The sequence below is a fragment of the Methylomonas koyamae genome, from assembly GCF_019669905.1.
GTDB lineage: Bacteria > Pseudomonadota > Gammaproteobacteria > Methylococcales > Methylomonadaceae > Methylomonas > Methylomonas koyamae.
On the sequence record NZ_AP019777.1, the window covers coordinates 1771262 to 1790939 of the forward strand.

Sequence of the window (19678 nt, forward strand, 5' to 3'; positions counted from 1 at the left end):
CCCTGGCGTTCGCCCCGATTTCAGACTTTCGAAAGGCAAGCAATGAACAATTTCAATTCAAATTTCCCGGCGGATTTACCGCACCCTCCCACGGCTACCCCATCCGGCAGCCGGCTGCGTTGCGAAACGTGGCTCGGCACGGTATCGCTGTGTTTTGCCGCATCGGCCTTGGCGGCCGATGCGTTGCCGGAGCAAACCGCGGCCGAAGCCGACGTGGTTTTGGAAAAAGTGATCGTGACCGACAAGTTTCCCAGCGTTAAGAACCTGGGCGCATCGGAAATGGAAGCCGATATTCTGGAAAGCAAGCGTGCCGCGGTCAGCGATACCGCCAAGTTACTGGAGGACACGCCGGGCGTCAGTTTGTACGGGGCGGGCGGCGTCTCCAGTCTGCCGGTCATTCACGGGTTGAACGACGACCGGGTCAAAATCGACATCAACGGCATGACCTTGACCTCGGCCTGCGCCAACCACATGAATCCGCCGTTGTCGTATATCGACCGCAGCAACATCGGCAAAATCACGATTCTGACCGGGGTGACGCCGGTCAGCCTGGGCGGCGACAGCATCGGCGGCACGATTTCGGTACAAACCCCGGAGCCGGTGTTCGCCGAACCGGGCAAGGATATTTTGCTGGACGGTGCGGTGTCGTCGTTTTACCGCAGCAACGGCGACGCCTTCGGCGGCAGTATCGCGACCGGGGTGGCTACGCAGAACGTGCGGCTGGATTACACCGGCTCGCATACCGAAAGCATGAATTACAACGACGGCAACGGCCAGATCGTCAACTCCACCGCTTACGTCAACCAGAACCATTCCGCCGCGTTGTCCTTCAAATCCGACAACCATCTGGTTGTGATCCGGGGCGGCCAGCAGCACATGCCGTACCAGTTGTTTCCCAACCAGCGCATGGATTTGACCAATAACGACAGCATCTTCGGCAACATCATGCACAAGGGCAGTTTCGATTGGGGCACGCTGGAAAGTAAGTTCTACTTCGAATCGACCCAGCACAGCATGGACATCGGCGACGACAAGCACAACCGCTATTTGGACGGCACCCCGGCCGGCGGCGGTTTTGCTTTTCCGAACGACAGGATGCCGATGGAAACCCGCGGCCGCAACCTGGGCTACAAGATTTTGGCGGAAATCCCCTACGGCAAGCGCGATACCTTCAGAATCGGCAACGAATACCACGCCAACAAGCTGAACGATTACTGGCCGGCGGTGCATAACGACCCCGGACCGGCCAACCCCACACCGAATCCGGCATACTGGATGATGGCGCCGCAGAATTACATCAATTTAAACAATGCGGAGAAGGAGCGCGTTGCCTTTTTCGGCGAATGGGAAGCGCGCTGGAACGAACAATGGAAAAGCTTGCTGGGTTTGCGCTACGAACACACCAGCACCGATACCGGTAACGTCAGCCCCTACAACCCGAATCTGCTCGGAACCAATGGCAATCTGGCGAACAATCCCGATCCGGCGGGGGCGAAGTTAGCCTTGACGGCGGCCAACGCGTTCAACGCCCGCGATAAAGGGCGGACCAACGACACTTTCGACGTGACGGCTCTGGTGCAGTTTACGCCTAACGACATGAGCCAGTATGAATTGGGTTATGCCCGCAAGAACCGCACACCGAACTTATACGAGCGTTACGTGTGGGGCGCGCGGAAAATGGATATGGCGATGATAGGCTGGTTCGGCGACGGCAACGGCTATGTCGGCAATATGGATTTGACCGAGGAAACCGCCCATACCGTCAGTTTGACCGCAGCCTTTCACGAGCCGCAAAACAATTTGTGGGAAGTCAACGTCACGCCTTATTTCACTTACGTCAATAATTTCATCGATGCGGATCGCTGTCTGGTAAACACCAATCCGGCTCGCGATGCCAACGGCTGCCGCACCGCGGCAACGTCATATACCGGCGGGCCCACCATCAATAACTTGACGGTGGACAATCAGTACGTCTATTTACAATACGCCAACCACGATGCGCGGCTATGGGGTATGGACGTGTCGGGCCGCACCCGCCTGTATAAAGACCAAACGCTCGGCGAATTTGCTGCCCATACCACGATGAGCTATGTCCGCGGCGAACGCATGGACGGCGGCAACCTGTACCACATGATGCCGTTCAACATGAAACTGAGCCTGGACCATCGCTTGAGTAGTTGGCAGAGTGCGCTGGAAATGCAGTTCGTCGACGGTAAATCCCATGTTCAGCAAATCCGCAACGAAGTTCAGACGCCGTCCTACATTCTGCTCAACGCCAGAACCGGCTACGAATGGGGCAATTTCAGGCTGGACGTTGGCTTGGACAACGTGTTGGATAAGCAATATTTCCATCCGTTGGCCGGCTCGTATCTCGGCGACCGTTACGGCATGAATCCGACCGCAGCCCCCAACGTCACGGTGCCTTGGGGCCGAAACGTGCCGGGCATGGGCCGCTCGGCCTTCGTTGGTCTGACCGTTAAATTTTGAGCCGAATAAAATGACTCGACTATAGACTCTCAGCCGCCGATCCTCCCAGGGTCGGCGGTTTTTTAGCCGGAATCTTTCCTTGACCTAAGCGTCTAGCTGCGGGCGCTCTACTCTGCAACTCAGGGTGGTTTATAGAGTGATCGGGGGGCATGGGAGAGTTTATTTGATCTGAGCTGGACTCATGTATTTTTTCTTTGTGGTCGCCATCTTGTTTATGTCAGGCGTTTCAGCATGCCGCTGCTTTCGGAAGCGACAGGTGTCCTATCGCTCTGGCTCAGATGTCGTTCGACAAAGCGGCTCGTTGACTGCCAAACTTTTCTAGCATTAAAATTGATTCGCACCGGTTCTAAATCACTATATTCCAGGAACTGACTGCGAAATTTCTAGCTTGCGGAGTCTTTAGTTTTTCGAACATTCAAGCGAAAACACTGGGAGGCAATCTTCGCTCATTCAATCAATCTCAAACGGGAGAACTCTATGAAAAGACCGTTCCTTGCCGGAATCTTGACCTTACCGCTGTTGCTGCCGATGACTGCAAATGCGGTTCCGTTGCTAACGTTGGCTGACGATTCTTTTGGGGATTTGGTGATGGCACCCAATGATGACCAATCTAGTTCAATGTTGGATTTGCCGTTTTCAATAAATTTTTATGGAAACTCTTACAACAGTTTTTATGTAAATAACAATGGAAACGTGACGTTTAACGGTGAGTTGTCGGGATATACGCCGGAAAGGTTTCCGATCAGTTCCAGGCCGATGATTGCACCCTATTGGGCCGATGTGGATACGCGTTGCTCTGGTTGTGGTAGCGTCTATGTAGGGGCATTGAATGCAGATACCACCATTGTTACTTGGAATAACGTTGGGTACTTCTCTCGGCACGATGACAAGTTGAACAATTTCCAATTAGCCCTGCGTAATAAATCCAACGGCAACTTCGATGTAGAGTTTCGTTACGATCGGCTCGAGTGGACTACTGGTGATGCAAGCGATGGTGTAAACGGATTGGGAGGCATTCGGGCGCAGGCCGGTTTCGATGCCGGCGACAATAGGAATTTTTTCGTCTTGCCTGGCTCGTTTACCGACAACATTTTGAACATCGCCAACACGAGCAATGTCGTAAATGGCGATCCCGGCCTGTGGTCTTTTAGCATCGTTAGCGGCGTTACGCCAGGAGCCAGTCCGGAAAACCCCCTGATGCCGGTTGTAGCCGATGGATCTTTTGTTTTTGATTTCAATATTCAAGAAAACCAACAAATCTTTATCGATCCTGAAATTGCTATCGGCTACGACTATGAAGTGTTGTCCGGCCCTAATATAGCGTCGGTTTTGCTGCCGGAAAACTTGGGAGATGGAATGTATGACATTTATCTTTGGGATAGCCTGCAATACGTATTTTTAACGTCCATCACAGGTGGTACCGAATACAGCTTTGGGCCTGACGGTGTAAGCCGTTTCAGAGTTGCCGGTATTGAAGCGGACGCAGGATTGGATCCAAATAATCCTAATGCCTTCGTTACCGGTTTGACCTTTGCCGGTTCAGGTACGGTTAATCTGACTCAAACCCCCATCGTAAGCCAGGTACCGTTACCAGCTGCGGCGTTGTTTATGTTTTCCGGATTGCTTGGCATCGGCGTAACAAAGCGTTTTCGGCCGAATCGTTAATCGATAAGACCGGATTTCGAAACCGAAATCCGGCCATTCCTTTATCCCATTCTCTCCAGCGGTCATTGTGGCGTTTCCGACGGGTTGATGCTTTTGCTATCGGCCCGCTCCTGGTCATGCCGGTCAAGAACTACCGGCAACAGCTTTCTTTAAGGTGTGCGATGCTTTAGCGTTGGTAAAGCAAGCATCGGAAACACCAGCGGACCTGAATCATGGGGTATCCGATGTGTTTGCCGAAAGCCGGTAGACGTAAATCGTCGCGCCAATCACGGCGGCTTGGCCGATTAGCAGATTTACCAGCGGCAGCGTCAGGCCCAGGCTGGTCAGGCCGCCGAAACTCAACGCCCCCCAGCGCACTTGCTGTAAAAACTGCTTTTGCCCGGCAAACGCCAGGCCGCGTTGTTCCAGCGGGTAGGCCATGAATTCCAGCGCCATGCCCCAGGCGGCGAACCCGGCCCATAACAGCGGCGCCAACAAGTTCACAACCGGTATCGCGAACAACAGCAATAACGGCAGCAGCCGCAGCAGCAGGTAGCCGATGCGGTGCAGTTCGCCGAAGAAGACTTTGTCCCAGGCCAATTCCGCCGCCGGCAGCGGCTGGCCGCTGATCAGGGCCAGCGTTTTGGCGGACAGCCGGCTGTAATACGGTGCGGCAATCAGGTTGGCCAGCAGCGCGAAACTGAAAAAGCCGGCCACCAGGAAACTGACGAAAAACAGCGGCCACAGAATCCAGTTTAGCCAGGACAGCCAGTCCGGGATGAATTGGTGGATCAGGGCCGATACCATGTGGTAACCCAGCACGAAGCCACCGGTATAAAGCACCATGTTGATGAACAACGGAATCAGCAGGTAATTGCGCAATTCTGGGCGGGCCAGCATGCGCACGCCTTCCCAGAGGCATTGCACCGCAAACAGCGGACTGTTGCCGTTTTTCAAATTCAACATGGTTGCAGACTCCTGACGCCGTGCTTGCCGGGATCGGTAACGGCGCCGCGTTCGGTGACGATCGCGTCGATCAGCTCGGCCGGCGTCACATCGAACACCGGGTTCCAGGCGCCGACCAGCGAACCTTCGTGCAAATAGCAATCGGCCAGCAATTCGCGCGGATCGCGCTGTTCGATTTCGATGCCGGCGCCGTTTTCCAAGCTGAAATCGAAGGTGGAGGAGGGCGCGGCGACCATGACTTTGACGCCGTGTTGCTTGGCCAGCACCGCCAGCGAATAGGTGCCGATCTTGTTGGCGACGTCGCCGTTGGCGGCGATGCGGTCGGCGCCGACCACGATCCAGTCGATCTGGCCGGACTTCATCAACCAAGCCGCCGCCGAATCGGCGATCAGCGTGGCCGGGATGCCGTCCTGCGCCAATTCCCACGCCGTTAGCCGGGCGCCTTGCAGCCAAGGCCGGGTCTCGTCGGCATAAACCCGCAGCAACTGGCCGCGGCGGTGCAAACTGCGGATTACGCCCAACGCGGTGCCGTAACCGCCGGTGGCCAAGCCGCCGGCATTGCAATGGGTCAACACGGTCGCGGCTTTGCCGATCAGGTCGGCGCCGCGCTCGCCCATGGCTTGGTTGGCGGCCAAATCGTCGGCGTGGATGGTTTGCGCCAGTTCGGTTAAGGCCGCGACCGGGTCGGCCGGGTCGCCCGCCAGCAAGCCGCGCATCCGGTCCAAGGCCCAGAACAGATTGACGGCGGTCGGCCGCGAGGCGGCCAGTTGCTCGATGTCGCGGCCGACCGCAGCTTGCCAATCGGTTTGCGGATAATGTTGTCTGGCCGATAAAACCACGCCGTAGGCGGCGGCGATGCCGATGGCCGGTGCGCCGCGCACCCGCATCGAGGCGATGGCTGCGGCAACGCCGGCGGCGTCGCGGTATTCGTCGTAAGCGATGGTTTGCGGCAGCGCGCGCTGGTCCAGCACTTTCAGGCTGTGTCCGGTCCATTGCAGGGCTTGGACCGATAATTGCGATGTTGGGCTCATGTAGGTCGGTTGGTATGGTTAGGGGGCCGCCGGGCCGTCGGCGGGCGGGGTGGGCCCGAGCGCGGCGGTGATTCGGTTCAAAGTCAGCAAGGCATCGTCGAAAGCGTAGTTATCGATCTGCTGCGCCATGGTTTGCGCGGCTGCGGCATCGAGCGTACTCAGAAAAGGCCGCAAGTCGCCGAAACGTTTGCGGGCGACGATATTGCCCTGGCTCAGCTCCATTTTAAGCTGGTTCAGCACCGTGCTGGTAGCGTCCCAGTCCCGGCCGGCGTCGGAGCCGGCCGGGACGGCCTGTTCGTCGATCGCCGCCAGCCACAGGTTGATGCGGAACACGCTGCCGCCGCCCGACGTGCTGTCCAGCGTCAACTCGCCGCCCAGCAACTTGGCCAGGCGCGAGGCAATCGCCAGACCCAATCCGATGCCTTCGAAGCGGCGGCTGGTCGTGGCGTCGAGTTGCTCGAACGCTCCGAATAGCTGGTGTTGCCGTTCCGGGGCAATGCCGCCGCCGGTATCTTCGACTTCGAAGCCCAGCAGCAGCCGGTTGTTGTTACGGTCCAGCAGCCGTGCCCGCAGTTGCACCGCGCCGGATTCGGTAAATTTGACGGCGTTGTTGGCCAGCGCTTCGAGCGCCAGTCCCAACAGATGCTGGTCGCCGAGCAGCGCCGGCAGGGCCGGGGCGCAGTCGCAGGTCAAGGTCAAGCCTTTCTGGTAGGCCGACTTGGCCAGGCGCTCCCGCAGCCGTGCCAACAGCGTCGCGGCCTGGAACGGCGCATAGTCGATATTGACTTCGCCGGCCTCCAGCCGGGAAAACTGCAACACGTCGCCGAGCAAGGCCTGCAGCCGTTTGCCGGCGGCGCCGATGCGGTTTGCCTGTTCCTTGGCTTTCGGCGGAATCTCGGCTTGTTCCAGCAAATGGGCGAAACCGAGGATCGCGTTCAGCGGCGTCAACAGTTCGTGGCTGACCGTGCCGAGAAAACGGCTTTTGGCGTGGGACGCGGCTTCGGCGGCTTCCTTGGCCTGGCGCAGTTCGGCGGTGCGGATTTCCACCTGTTGTTCCAGCGTGCGGCGGTAGTTGTCCAATTCCCGGTGCGCGGCTTGCAATACGGCGTTCTTTTCGGCCAGCGCCCGGTTCTGTTCGGTCATCTGGCTGAACAGGTTGACCAGGGCATTGACCAGTACGTCGTTGGCGCCTTGCAGGATTTCGGCCTTACTGCCTTCGGTGCTTTCGTAGGCCTCGTTGGCCGCAATGCCGGCGCCGATGGCTTCCAATTCGCGGGCCATGCGCTGGTCTTCGCCCAGAATGTGGAACGCCAGCCAATTGGACAGAAACCTGAGTACTTCGGTGCCGTCGATATCGTCGCCGGATTCCACCCGCCGGCGTAACGCCAGCACTTGCCGGTGGAATTCGCCATGCATCGCTTGATGGTGTTGCAGATGGCGGCTATCGATGCCGGAGCTGGCCATGATCCGCTCCTCGGTCTGAAAATGGCCCGCGACGTAATCCAGCAGACCGTCGAGCAGCGGCAAGGCCACCTCGATGTCCAATGCCGGGCTGGCGGCCAGTTCCGGCGCGGCGTCGTTGATCATGGCGACCAGCGTTTTATGTTGCCGGTCTATCGCTTCGATGCCGGTCAGGTAATTGTCGCTCCAGGTCATGAAGGTCATAAGCGGTCCGTTCGGATTCAGGTGGCGGCAGGCTTGGCGGATTGATTGCCGTTGCCGGACCAGCCGGGATGGGTTTGCAATAGCCGGCGCAAGCTTAGCAGCGCATTCGGCAAGTCGTAATTCTCGATTTGTTCGGACAAGCCGGCAAGGGCGGCTTCGCCGACCGTTGCGGCCAGTGCCGGTTTCAGCCGGCGCCAGGTTGGGGTGGCGGCGAGGTTGTCGGCGGCCAGCAGGTCTTGCAATGCGGCCAAATCGCGTTCGAGTTCGGCGGCGTCCGGCAGCGGGCCGGAGTCGGCCGCCTGCTCTGCGCCGATTTCGATCTCGGCGGCCTGGGCGGCCAGTAGCCGGGCCAGTTTGTCCAGCGCGGCATCCAGCTCGCCCCCGCTGGCGGGCGAATGGCCGATGGCGGTCTCGATCTCGGCGCTTTGGGCTTGGATTCGTTCCAGACCCAGATTCGCCGCGACGCCGCGCAGCGCATGCGCCAGCAGTTTGGCCTGTACCAGGTCGCCGGCGCCGAGTGCGGCGGCTATCTTGCCGGCGTCGGCCGCATGGCGGGTGCGGAAGTGGCGCAGCAGGTGCGCCGCCGGTTGCCGGTGTCCGCTGCTCGGGTTGAGCGGCAGCGGTGCGGCAGCGGCGGCGTCCGGCCATGCGGGGGCGGGAAGCCAGCGCGCCAGCGCGGCCAGCAACAAATCCGGATCGACCGGTTTCGGCAGAAAGTCGTCCATGCCCGCCGCCAGGCAGTTTTCGCGGTCTTCGATAAAGGCGTTGGCGGTCATCGCCAGGATCGGCGTTCCGGTGTAAGCCGGCAGTCGGCGGAGGCGGCGGCAGGCTTCCAGGCCGTCCATGACCGGCATCTGCATGTCCATGAAGATCAAATCGTAGTGCTGGGCTTGGGCCATCTCCAGCGCCTCGCCGCCGTGGTTGGCGACGTCGGTCTGCAATCCGGCCGCTTCCAGCAGGCGGCGGGCGACTTCCTGGTTGATCTCGTTATCTTCCACCAGCAATATCCGGGCGTCGCGGCGATAATCGCCGGCGGCGGCCGCTAACGCCGGTTGCTGCGGGTGCGGGTCGCGTTTCAGCGCCAAGGTCAGCCAGAAGGTGCTGCCGCGGCCCGGTTCGCTGTCGACGCCGACTTCGCCGCCCATCATCTGCGCCAAATGCCGACTGATCGCCAAGCCCAGTCCGGTGCCGCCGTAGCGGCGGGAGGTGGAACTTTGGCCTTGTTCGAAGGCTTCGAAAATGCGCTGTTGCTGTTCCGGATCGATGCCGATGCCGCTGTCTTGCACCGAAAAACGCACCCCGAGCTCGCACTCGGTTTCCCATTCGATGCGGATGCTGAACACGATCCGGCCGCTATCGGCGAATTTGGCGGCATTGCTCAGGTAGTTCAATAAGATTTGGCCGATGCGCAACGGATCGCCCAACAAGGCCAGCTTGTCCAAACCCGGCGCCAAGTCCTTGACCAGCGCCAAATCTTTGCTGTGCAGCTTTTCGTAAACCATGCTGCAGACTCGGTCCTGAATCGCGGCCAGGTTGAGCGGGGTTTCTTCGATCTTCAGGCGTTTGGCCTCGATTTTGGACAGATCCAGAATGTCGTCGATCAAGCCCAGCAGATGTTTGCCGGCAGCCATGATTTTGTCGAGCTTTTCCAATTGCGCCGTATCGTTCAATTCCCGCTGCAACAGCGCGGACAGTCCCAAAATCGCATTCATCGGCGTGCGGATTTCGTGGCTCATGTTGGCCAGAAACGCGCTTTTGGAGAGGTTGGCGGCTTCGGCCTGGTCCTTGGCCTGGCGTAACTCGATTTCCAGTTGCTTGCGGGCGGTCAGGTCGGTGTGGGTGCCGACCGCGCGCAACGGATTGCCGGCTTGGTCGCGCTCGACGACTTTGCCGCGGCTCAGGATCCATTTGTAGCCGCCGTCGCGGGTACGCATTCTGAATTCGAGTTCGTAACCGCCCTGTGCGGCCAGTTTTTGTCTGGCTTGGGCCGGGATCGACTCTTTATCCTCCGGATGCAGCAAACTCAGCCAGCAACTGTCGGCATCCCCGGCCAGTTCGTCGGGCCGGTAGCCGAGCATGGCGAAATAGGCCGGGCTGCAGAAGTTGCTGTTGTCGGCGATATTCCAGTCCCAGATGCCGTCGTTACTGGCAGCGAGCGCGTACCGGTACAATTCCTGGCTGCGTTTGAGCTGGCGGTTGGCGGCATCCAGCGCCTGGGTGCGCTCGGCGACCAGTTCTTCCAAATGTTTCCGGTAGTTGTCCAGCTCGCGCTGCGCGCGTTTTTTTTCGGTGATGTCGCGCCAGACCACGTGCAACAGATTTTTGTCCTGGTGCCGGATCACGGTCAGCAATACTTCGGCATCGAACGGCTTGCCGCGGGCGGTTAGATGTACCCATTCGAACTGGTGGGCGCCGCAGGCCTCGGCGATTCGCATCATTTCCTGGCTTTTAACGCTGGATAATTGGCCGTCGGCTTGGAATTCCGGCGAGATTTGCGCCGGCGCCAGCGGTGCGATCTCGGCAAAATCCTGCATGCCCAACATCTGCAGCGCCGCCCGGTTGGCGTCGACGAAATAACCGTCTTCGATCAGCAGCGCGGCTTCCTTGGTTTCTTCGAACAAGCGGCGGAATCGCTCCTCGCTTTGCCGCAGCCGTTCCTCGGCCCGGTGGCGTTCGGTGATGTCCATATGGGTACCGCTGACCAGCACCGGTTTGCCGTCGGCATCGCGCCGGGTGACCCGGCCGCGGTCGGCAATCCAGACCCAATGGCCTTGTTGGTGGCGCATGCGCAGGTCGCACTCGTAGTAATCGGTCTCGCCGGCCAAATGTCTTTTCAGCAGGGCATTGGCGCGTTTCAAATCGTCCGGATGCACGAATTGCTCCCAGGTACGGGTCGTGAACGGCTGCAATTGCGCCAGACGGTAACCGAAGATTTCGGCCCAGCGCTCGTTGAATAGCGCGGCGCCGGTTTGCAGATTCCATTCCCAGGTGCCGGCATGGGTGCCGTCGATAATGGCTTGCAGGCGTTCGCGCTCGTTGGCCAGCGCGGTTTCGGCATTGCGTAGCTGGGTGATGTCGCGCGCCACGCCCAGCACGCCGATCAAGCCGCCGTCGGCCGCCGCCACCGGCGTTTTGACGGTTTCGTACAGGGCTTGCCGATTGCCGTCGGGATGGTCCAGCCATTGTTCGTTGGCCAGCGGCATGCCGCCGGCGATGGCATCCAGGTCTTGGCGGCGAAAGCGCTCGGCCAGTTCCGCGCCGATCAGTTCGTAATCGGTTTTGCCGACGATTTGCGCGCGCGGCAGTCGGCATAGCCGTTCGAAGCTGCGGTTGCACAGCACAAAGGCGCCGTCGGGATCTTTCAGCCAGACCACGTCCGGCATCGAGTCGAGCAGGGTCCGGAATAATGCTTCTTTTGCGCTCAAGCTTGCCAGCGTTCGTCGGCGCTCGCTGACGTAGCAGTTGAATGCCATGCCGACCAGCGCCAGCGCGGCCATGAATGCCCAATAATCGAGCAGCGGATCGTCGCCTTGGCCGGGAGCGGAAAACGCCCAACGCCGCCAGTGCAAGCTGGCGGCGGCCTGGGCGGCGAGGACGGCCAATACCAGCGTGGTTAGGCGTGGGCCGCCGCGTAGTGCGGACCAGGTGACAAACAGATATGCCGAGTGGCTTATGGCGTAATCGCCGATGCTGCCGTCGAACAAATTCAGGAATACCATTTGTCCGACCAGCGCGTTTGCGCCGAGCAAAAACGCCGCTTCCGCCGCTTGCCGTGGGCTTCGCTGCGGCAGCGGACGGCTCCAAGCCAGAATCAGCGGCGCGATCAACACGACGCCCAACGTGTCGCCCATCCACCATGGTCCGCCGCCGCTGAGGCTGTCAAGAATGTTGGCGCCGCTCGGCGAGAGCGCCAGCGTCCTGCATAAGGCCGATACCAGGCTGGCCAGGCAGCCGCCCAGCGCGACCAACGCAAGGTAGTCGCGTAGGCGCGGTAGATCCGGATTGAACTCGGGATCGGCGCGGATCAGGCGGGCGCCCAGCCAGGCGGCCGCGCTGCTGCCGGCGGCAATCGGCACCGCGAGCAAAATCGAGCCGTATTGCCAGGTATTCAGCGCCAGGGCGCCGGCGAAAACCGCCCACAGGCAGGTCTCGCCGAGTAACAGTACGCACGCCAGCGCTAAACCGCTGGGAATGAAAAACAGGCTGGATGCGCCGGCGGAAGTGAAATAAGACAACGACAAGCTGCCGCCGGCCGCGTACAGCGCGGCAATCAGCGCCAGCTTGGCCGGCCCTACTGCAGGTTGGCCGGCCATGCTGTTTCCGCGCGTCGGCGGCCGATTTCAGTTCTTGTCGGCATAACGTTCGGCGATGGTGGCGAATTGGTCGAGGCGGTTGGCGAATGCGTCGACCACTCTCGGGTCGAAATGGCTGCCCTTGCCGTCGGCGATGATGGCGGCGGCCTGTTCGATTGCCATCGGCGCTTTGTAACAGCGGCGGTTGATAAGGGCGTCGAATACGTCGGCCAGCGCCATCAATCTGGCCGGTAACGGTATCGCATCGCCGCACAGGCCGTCCGGGTAGCCGCTGCCGTCCCATTTTTCGTGGTGGTAATGGGCGATCTCGATTGCGGTATGTAAAAAGTCGAACGAGGATTGGTCGGGTTCGCCGCGAATGGCGCGGCTTATCGCTTCCGCGCCCAGTTTGGCGTGGGTGCGCATCAATTGCCACTCGTCGTCGTTCAACTTGCCCGGCTTAAGCAGGACGTGGTCGGGAATGCCGACCTTGCCGATGTCGTGCAACGGCGCGGCCTTGGTAATCAAGTCCACCGTGCGGGCGTCGAGCCGGCCGGAAAAATGGCTGCCGGCCAGTTCGTCGCAGAGCACGCCGACGTAACCTTGGGTACGCAGGATATGGTTCCCGGTTTCGTTATCGCGGGTTTCCGCCAGACTGGCTAAGGCGCGGATGCTGACATCTTGGATTTTCTGGTTTTGCTGCAGCCGCCGGGCGATTTCGCCTTCCAGCCATTGGTTTTGGTCGCGCAGGCGGTCCCTGGCTTGTTTCAGTTCCAGTTGGGCGCGGACTCTGGCGAGCACAATCGGCGGCCGAATCGGTTTGGTGATGTAATCCGCGGCACCCAGCTCGAGGCCGCGGCTCTCGTCTTCGCTGGCGTCCAGCGCGGTGACGAACACCACCGGGATATCGCGGGTTTCGGCAGCTTCCCGCAGCCGGGCCAGCACTGCGTAGCCGTCCAGCTCCGGCATCATCACGTCGAGCAGTATCAGGTCTGGGTGCGGCGGCTTTATAGCCGAAGCCAGCGCGCGCCGGCCGTCGGTCGCAACTTTCACCGTGTAATAGGGTTGCAGCAGTTCGCCCAGCACGGTGATGTTTTCCGGTGTGTCGTCGACAATCAGGATTACCGGCTGGGCGGGAGTCGGGTAGAGTTGGGTCATGGCTGGTCGGGAGGCGGCCGCGGGCAATAGTGTTACATTGTAGATGGTTTTTTGCCGAACAGGCGAGGACGCCGGCTTAACGGGTATAATCGCCGATTTATCACCCGGAGCAGAATATGCAAGTCGATCTCGTGATTCAGGCGCGCTGGATAATTCCGGTCGAACCCGCGGGCCAAATTTTCGAGCATTCCAGTCTGGTGGTGCACGACGGCAGGATCATCGATTTGCTGCCCGCTGCCGATGCAGCGGCGAAATATAAGCCGCGCCAACTGGAGATTCTGGAAAGGCATGCTTTGATTCCGGGTTTGGTCAACTGCCATACCCATGCCGCGATGTCCTTGTTGCGCGGCATCGCCGACGATTTGCAGTTAATGGATTGGCTGCAAAACCACATCTGGCCGGCCGAGCAAAAATGGGTCGGCGAAGCCTTCGTCCGCGACGGCGTCGAACTGGCGATTGCCGAGATGCTGCGCTGCGGCACGACGTGCTTCAACGACATGTATTTCTTTCCGGAAATTGCTGCGCAACAGGCGGTGCAACACGGTATTCGCGCCAACATCGGCCTGATCGTATTCGACTTTCCGACGGTGTGGGCCGAAAATGCCGACGCCTATCTGGCCAAGGGGCTGGCTTTGCACGAGAAACTGCGCCACGAAAGTCTGCTCAGCCTGTCGTTTGCGCCGCACGCGCCGTATACCGTGTCCGACGCGCCGTTGCGCAGCCTGCTGACCTATGCCGACGAAATGAATTTGACCGTGCATATGCACCTGCACGAAACGGCGCACGAAGTCGAAGAACAGCGGCAAAAGACCGGCCAAACCCCGTTGCAGCGCCTGCGGCAGTTGGGCTTGTTGACGCCGGCGTTCATCGGCGTGCATATGACGCAACTGGCCGCCGCCGATATCGCGGCCTATGCCGAGACCGGCGCCCATATCGTGCACTGTCCGGAATCGAATCTGAAATTGGCCAGCGGCTTTTGCCCGGTTGCGGCATGTCTGGCGGCGGGTATCAACGTGGCTTTGGGTACCGACGGCGCCGCCAGCAATAACGATCTGGACATGGTCTCGGAAATGCGTACGGCGGCGTTATTGGCTAAAGCGGTGGCCGGCGACGCCGGGGCGGTGTCGGCGGCCACCGCTTTGCGGATGGCAACGCTGAACGGCGCCAAAGCGCTGGGTTTGGACGCGGAAATCGGCTCGTTGACCGTCGGTAAGCAAGCCGATGTTGCCGCGATCGATTTGAGCGAACTGGAAACCCAGCCTTTGTTCAATCCGCTGGCGCAAATCGTCTATGCCGCGGACCGCCGCCAAGTCAGCGACGTCTGGGTCGCCGGCCGGCAATTGTTGAAAAAACGGCAGTTGACCACGATGAATCTGGCGGCGCTCAATGAGCGGGTTGCCGTCTGGCAGCAGCGCCTGTCTGTCTGGTAATTAGGCGAACCGTTCGGAAGTCTCGTATCTATGTTGTTCAATTCATTCGGGTTTCTGTTTTTCTTTCTACCGATCGTATTGGCCGGCTTTTTTTGGATTGCCAAACGCAGCGAATTATTTGCCGCAGCCTGGCTGGCGGCAGCGTCTCTATTTTTTTATGCATGGTGGGACTACCGTTATTTACCGTTGCTGCTGATTTCAATCGTTATCAACTATTGCGTGGGGCTGCAAATTGCCGAATCCGCTTCAGCGTGGAAAAAGCGATGGCTGATTGGCGGTGTAGCCTTCGATTTGTCCTTGTTGGCCTACTATAAATATGCCGGTTTTTTCACGTCGATAGTTACTCAGTTTTCGAATTTGGCGTTAGATTTTAAAGATGTGATTTTACCGATAGGTATATCTTTTTTTACTTTTACTCAGATTGCTTATCTGGTCGATACCTATCAGGGAAAGGTAAAAGAATACCGTTTTATTCATTATCTATTGTTCGTTACCTATTTTCCGCATCTGATAGCCGGTCCGGTATTGCATCATAAGGAAATGATGCCGCAATTTGCCGATATTAATAATTATAAGCCTTCTTTCGAGAACTTCTCTGTCGGAGCTTTTGTTTTTATTATCGGATTAGTTAAAAAGGTTTTGATTGCGGATAATTTAGCCCCTTATGCCAACGATCTGTTCTCAAGCTCGGCGGCACCGAGTTTTTTGATCGCTTGGGGTGGAGTCTTCGCCTACGCTTTTCAAATATATTTCGATTTTTCCGGATATTCGGATATGGCGATAGGGCTTTCCCGATTATTCGGTGTCAAACTGCCGCTAAACTTCAATTCACCTTACAAATCGGAAAACATTGTCGAGTTTTGGCGGCGATGGCATATGACGCTATCCCGATTTCTACGGGATTATTTGTATATCGCGCTCGGCGGCAATCGCTACGGACTGTTCAGGCGTTACACCAATCTGATGGTCACTATGCTATTGGGTGGGTTGTGGCATGGTGCCGGCTGGAATTATCTGATCTGGGGCGGCTTACACGGAATCTATCTGATCGTAAATCATGCTTGGCAGGCAGCGGCGAATAGATCCGATTTTTCGCCAGCCGGAAAGGGTTGGAAGTTGGCGTCTTCAATTATCACCTTTTTAGCGGTGTGTTTTGCCTGGGTATTTTTCCGCGCTGTCGACTTGAATTCGGCGGAACAAATCATATTCGGTCTGGTTGGGAAGTTCGGCATTGGTATCCCGAATGCAATTGCAGCTCATCTGGGAGCTTCGGCAGTTTTATTGGAAAATTTTGGAGTTAAGTTCTTTCTTGGCGGCGGAACACGTTTCGTTGAAACTTGGCTTTGGGTAGCTGGCGCGGCTTTTATTGCATTCTTTTTGCCGAATACCCAGCAAATGGCACGAGGTTTTTTTCCGGCATTGGATTTTGTACAAAATGGAAATTCGAATTCTTTAATCAATATAGTTTGGCAACCAAATCGATCATGGGCGCTTATTTTAAGCGTTTTTGCTGTTTTTTGTTTACTGTCTTTGAATAAGCCGAGCGATTTTCTGTATTTCCAATTTTGATCATGGCTAATGAAAATATATATAGGCGGTTTTTAAAATGGCTAGCCTGTTCGCTCGGTTTCGGTATTCTCGCGGTACTGGTTTTTGTTGTGTTTGTCGATCCTTATGACTTATACCGAATATACAATACAAAAGGCGTTAATGCCGTAAAACCGGTATTGCCACGTTATGTCGATGAAATAAAATTGGCAAGAGCAGTCAAGCTACAGCCGGATACCTTGATTTTGGGCAATTCCCGGGCTGAGATTGGTTTGGATCCGGAGTCTCCCGCGTTAAAGAAAAAGGGGTATTCTGCTTACAACTTGGCGATCAGAGGTTCGGCTATTGTTACCGCCCAGCGCCAGTTGGACTATTTGTTCTCAAAGGATATCAAGCCCAAACGAATTCTAATCGGCGTCGATTTCGTAGATTTTGTCAATCCGGACGGGGCTCTTAAATTAGGGGGCGACAGCATAGCTCCGGAGACAGATCATTTCGCGATAGATAACTATTTTTGGCGTTTCGACAGCCTGTTTTCGATGTCTTCGTTGAAAGACAGCATCTCTACCCTGTTTATTCAGAATGATGGAGAGGCCGCAACGATGACGGAGCGTGGGTTTAATCCGCTCAACGAGTACATTCCGTTAGCCCGAAATGAAGGTTACTTCGTATTGTTCAGGCAGCGCGCGGAAGAAAACGCCAAAACCTATTTAAGGAAACGGCGAGGAGGTTTGGACGAATCCGGATTTGCTAATCTGCGGGCGATACTACGTCGGGCGGCGCAAACGGAGGGCGACGTAGTTTTGATCATTTATCCCTATCACGCGCAAATTCTGGCTTTATTCGAAGAAACCGGTCTAATGCCAATTTTTGCGCAGTGGAAGAAGAGATTGGTGGAAGAAGCCGAGAAATTCAGGCAATCGAGTCAAATAGGCCGGATTCGGGTGCTGGATTTCAGCGGATACGCGGAATGGCAATGCGAGAAAATCCCGGCTAAAGGCGATTTGAAAAGTACCACGCAATGGTATTGGGAAGCCGGGCATTTCAAGAAATCGTTGGGTGAAAAAATATTGGAACGCGCTTTGGCAGCGTTGGAAGCCCCCGACGTTCAGGCTGAGAACGGCGCGGATTTCGGCTTCGATTTGCGGATGTCGAATTTCGAGGACAACGCGAGGAGACTGGGTTTGGAAAACCAGCGTTGTCTCGGTTCGTATAGGCAAATGTTCGACGACGTGAAAACATTGGTTCAATCGTTATCCGGATAAGGGGCCGGCATCTCAACGAGACGCAAAGCTCATGACGAATAACCTAGTAATACAGTAAACTATAGGCACTTAGATAAGGTTTGGCATTATGGCGACAGCAGACAACGTTCATCCGCACGAAATTCACAAGTTCGGCTCTTTGGCCGAGCGTTGGTGGGATACCGAGGGCGAATTCAAGACATTGCACCAGGTTAATCCGCTGCGTTTGCAGTTTGTCGGCGAATACGCCGATATCCGCGGCAAGCAGGTGGTCGACGTCGGTTGCGGCGGCGGCATTTTGACCGAAGGTTTGGCCAAGCTGGGCGCCGACGCGCTGGGCATCGATTTAAGCCAGGATTTGCTGGACGTGGCCGATCTGCACGGTCTGGAAACCGGCGTTGCCGCCAGTTATCGCAAGATCAGCGCTGAACAATTGGCCGCAGAGCAACCGGCCGGTTTCGACCACGTGACCTGCATGGAAATGCTGGAGCACGTACCCGACCCGGCTTCGGTCGTCTCGGCCTGTGCCACACTGGTCAAGCCCGGCGGCACGGTGTTTTTTTCGACCTTGAATCGCGAACCGAAAGCTTGGTTGTTAGCCATCGTTGCCGCCGAGCATTTGCTGAAAATGGTGCCGAAAGGAACCCACGATTACAAAACCTTCATCAAGCCGTCGGAGTTGGGGCGGATGGCGCGCGCGGCCGGTCTGGAATTGCAGGGCATGGTCGGCATCGAATACAACCCGTTCAGCAAGGCGTTTTACTTGGGCAAAGACGTTTCGGTCAATTACATCGCCGCTTTCAAACGCGCCGATTAGATATGGCTGGCTTCAAGCTCGATTGCGTATTGTTCGATCTGGACGGCACCCTGGTGGATACCGCGCCGGATCTGATTGCTTGTTTGAACCGGACCTTGGCGGCGCACGGTTTTCCGGAAGCGGCCGCAGACGGCGTGCGGCCGCTGATTTCGCATGGCGCATTGGCGATGATTCGGCACTGCGCCGAGGTGGATCAAGCCGAAGCCGAGCGGATGCTGGAATTCATGTTGAACCAATACGAGGACAACATCGCCGATTACAGCCGGCTGTTCGACGGTTTGGCGGACAGTCTGCAGGCTATCGAGGCCAAGGGTTTGAAATGGGGCGTCGTGACCAACAAAAAACGCCGTTTCACCGAACCCTTGCTGGCGGCTTTGGGGCTGCGCCAACGCGCGGCTTGCGTGATCAGCGGCGACTCGACGCCGAGTAGCAAACCCAATCCCGAGCCGATGTTCGCAGCCTGCCGCGAGGCCGGGGTGGCGCCGGAAAATTGCGTTTACCTGGGCGATGCCGCCCACGACATTACCGCCGGTAAGCGCGCGAATATGAAAACGCTGGCCGCCGTCTACGGTTATCTGAAAACCGACGATGTCCCCGAATCCTGGGGCGCCGATGGCTTGATCGAGCGGCCGCAACAACTGATGGAATGGATACAGGCTCAGATATGCCGTTAAAAGACCACGTCATTTTAATCACCGGCGCCGGCGGCGGCTTGGGCGCGACTGCGGCCTTGGCTTTGGCCCGGCACGGTGCGCAAATTATTTTGCTGGACAAGAATATCCCGAAGCTGGAACGGATCTACGACGCGATCGTCGCGGCCGGTGCGCCGGAACCGGTGATGTATCCGTTCGATCTGGCCGGCGCCAGCGAGGCGCAGTATCAGGAAATGGCCGATGCGATCGAGCAACGATACGGCAGCTTGCAAGGTTTACTGCATTCGGCAGTCGAATTCAGCGCCTTCAGCCCGATCGCCAGTTACAAGACCAAGGATTGGGGGCATGCGCTGAACGTCAACCTGAACGCACCGTTCATTCTGTGCCGGGTGTTGTTGCCGTTGTTGCAACTCAGCCGGCATGCCGCCATCGTCTTCACTAGCGATTCGGCCGCGCGCAAGGCGCAAGCCTATTCCGGCGCTTACGGCGTGTCGAAAATCGCGTTGGAAGGTTTCGCCGCGATCCTGGCAGCCGAGCTGGAGGCGGGGCAAAAAATTAGGGTCAATACCTTGTGTCCCGGACCGGTCGATTCACCGTTGCGGAAGCGGGCGTATCCGGCGGAAGACAAAACCGCGATTCCGCCGATGTCCAGTCTGGAACCGCTATACCTTTACCTATTCGGCGATGCCAGTATCGGCGTGACCGGTCAAATTATTGACGCGCAGACTTTCAAACCTTAAGAA

Annotated in this window: 13 protein-coding genes; 8 read left to right on the forward strand and 5 right to left on the reverse strand. The window is 57.7% G+C overall.

The genetic code is table 11. The features are described 5' to 3' along the window. The first annotated feature begins 42 nt into the window (after positions 1-42). Both MKFW12EY_RS08345 and MKFW12EY_RS08350 read left to right on the forward strand, forming a co-directional pair. Entirely contained in the window at positions 43-2487 is a 2445-nt protein-coding gene (locus MKFW12EY_RS08345; protein ID WP_221054354.1) for a TonB-dependent receptor plug domain-containing protein, read from the forward strand. Between the two features lie 477 nt (positions 2488-2964). Next, on the forward strand, positions 2965-4152 hold the full coding sequence (locus MKFW12EY_RS08350; protein WP_054762102.1) for a nidogen-like domain-containing protein: 1188 nt from the start codon (positions 2965-2967) through the stop codon (positions 4150-4152). A gap of 210 nt (positions 4153-4362) precedes the next feature. On the opposite strand, the gene cysZ is transcribed toward MKFW12EY_RS08350, so the two are convergent. From cysZ to MKFW12EY_RS08375, 5 genes are read right to left on the reverse strand one after another with little or no spacing between them, the layout of a single operon-like run. Then, entirely contained in the window at positions 4363-5097 is a 735-nt protein-coding gene (gene cysZ / locus MKFW12EY_RS08355) for a sulfate transporter CysZ (protein ID WP_221054355.1), read from the reverse strand. Continuing rightward, the gene (mtnA, locus tag MKFW12EY_RS08360; RefSeq protein WP_221054356.1) at positions 5091-6128 is read right to left on the reverse strand and encodes an S-methyl-5-thioribose-1-phosphate isomerase; all 1038 of its coding nucleotides are present in this window, start codon (positions 6126-6128) and stop codon (positions 5091-5093) included. The genes cysZ and mtnA overlap by 7 nt, the downstream gene beginning before the upstream one ends. 18 nt (positions 6129-6146) lie before the next feature. Further along, on the reverse strand, positions 6147-7793 hold the full coding sequence (locus tag MKFW12EY_RS08365; RefSeq protein WP_221054357.1) for a bacteriohemerythrin: 1647 nt from the start codon (positions 7791-7793) through the stop codon (positions 6147-6149). Positions 7794-7810: 17 nt separating this feature from the next. After that, the gene (locus MKFW12EY_RS08370) at positions 7811-12106 is read right to left on the reverse strand and encodes a PAS domain S-box protein (RefSeq protein WP_221054358.1); all 4296 of its coding nucleotides are present in this window, start codon (positions 12104-12106) and stop codon (positions 7811-7813) included. 27 nt (positions 12107-12133) lie between these two features. Then, positions 12134-13243 (reverse strand): response regulator, encoded by a 1110-nt coding sequence (locus MKFW12EY_RS08375; protein ID WP_221054359.1) that lies wholly within the window; start codon positions 13241-13243, stop codon positions 12134-12136. Positions 13244-13359: 116 nt separating this feature from the next. Between MKFW12EY_RS08375 and MKFW12EY_RS08380 the strand changes: the two genes are divergently transcribed. The 6 genes from MKFW12EY_RS08380 (at position 13360) to MKFW12EY_RS08405 (ending at position 19675) form a co-directional block, all read left to right on the forward strand. Next, positions 13360-14673, forward strand: coding sequence for a TRZ/ATZ family hydrolase (locus MKFW12EY_RS08380; protein ID WP_221054360.1), 1314 nt, complete (start codon positions 13360-13362; stop codon positions 14671-14673). Positions 14674-14703: 30 nt separating this feature from the next. Beyond that, on the forward strand, positions 14704-16242 hold the full coding sequence (locus tag MKFW12EY_RS08385) for an MBOAT family O-acyltransferase (protein WP_054758608.1): 1539 nt from the start codon (positions 14704-14706) through the stop codon (positions 16240-16242). 2 nt (positions 16243-16244) lie between these two features. After that, positions 16245-17486 carry a hypothetical protein gene (locus MKFW12EY_RS08390; protein WP_054758610.1) on the forward strand — a complete coding sequence of 414 codons (1242 nt, stop codon included), beginning with the start codon at positions 16245-16247 and terminating at the stop codon, positions 17484-17486. Positions 17487-17574: 88 nt separating this feature from the next. Next, on the forward strand, positions 17575-18282 hold the full coding sequence (gene ubiG / locus MKFW12EY_RS08395; protein WP_054758611.1) for a bifunctional 2-polyprenyl-6-hydroxyphenol methylase/3-demethylubiquinol 3-O-methyltransferase UbiG: 708 nt from the start codon (positions 17575-17577) through the stop codon (positions 18280-18282). Positions 18283-18284: 2 nt separating this feature from the next. Beyond that, positions 18285-18956, forward strand: coding sequence for an HAD family hydrolase (locus tag MKFW12EY_RS08400; protein ID WP_221054361.1), 672 nt, complete (start codon positions 18285-18287; stop codon positions 18954-18956). Continuing rightward, positions 18947-19675, forward strand: a complete 729-nt coding sequence (locus MKFW12EY_RS08405) for an SDR family NAD(P)-dependent oxidoreductase (RefSeq protein ID WP_064022054.1) — start codon at positions 18947-18949, stop codon at positions 19673-19675. Before MKFW12EY_RS08400 ends, MKFW12EY_RS08405 begins: the two co-directional genes overlap by 10 nt. The last annotated feature ends 3 nt before the right edge of the window (positions 19676-19678 follow it).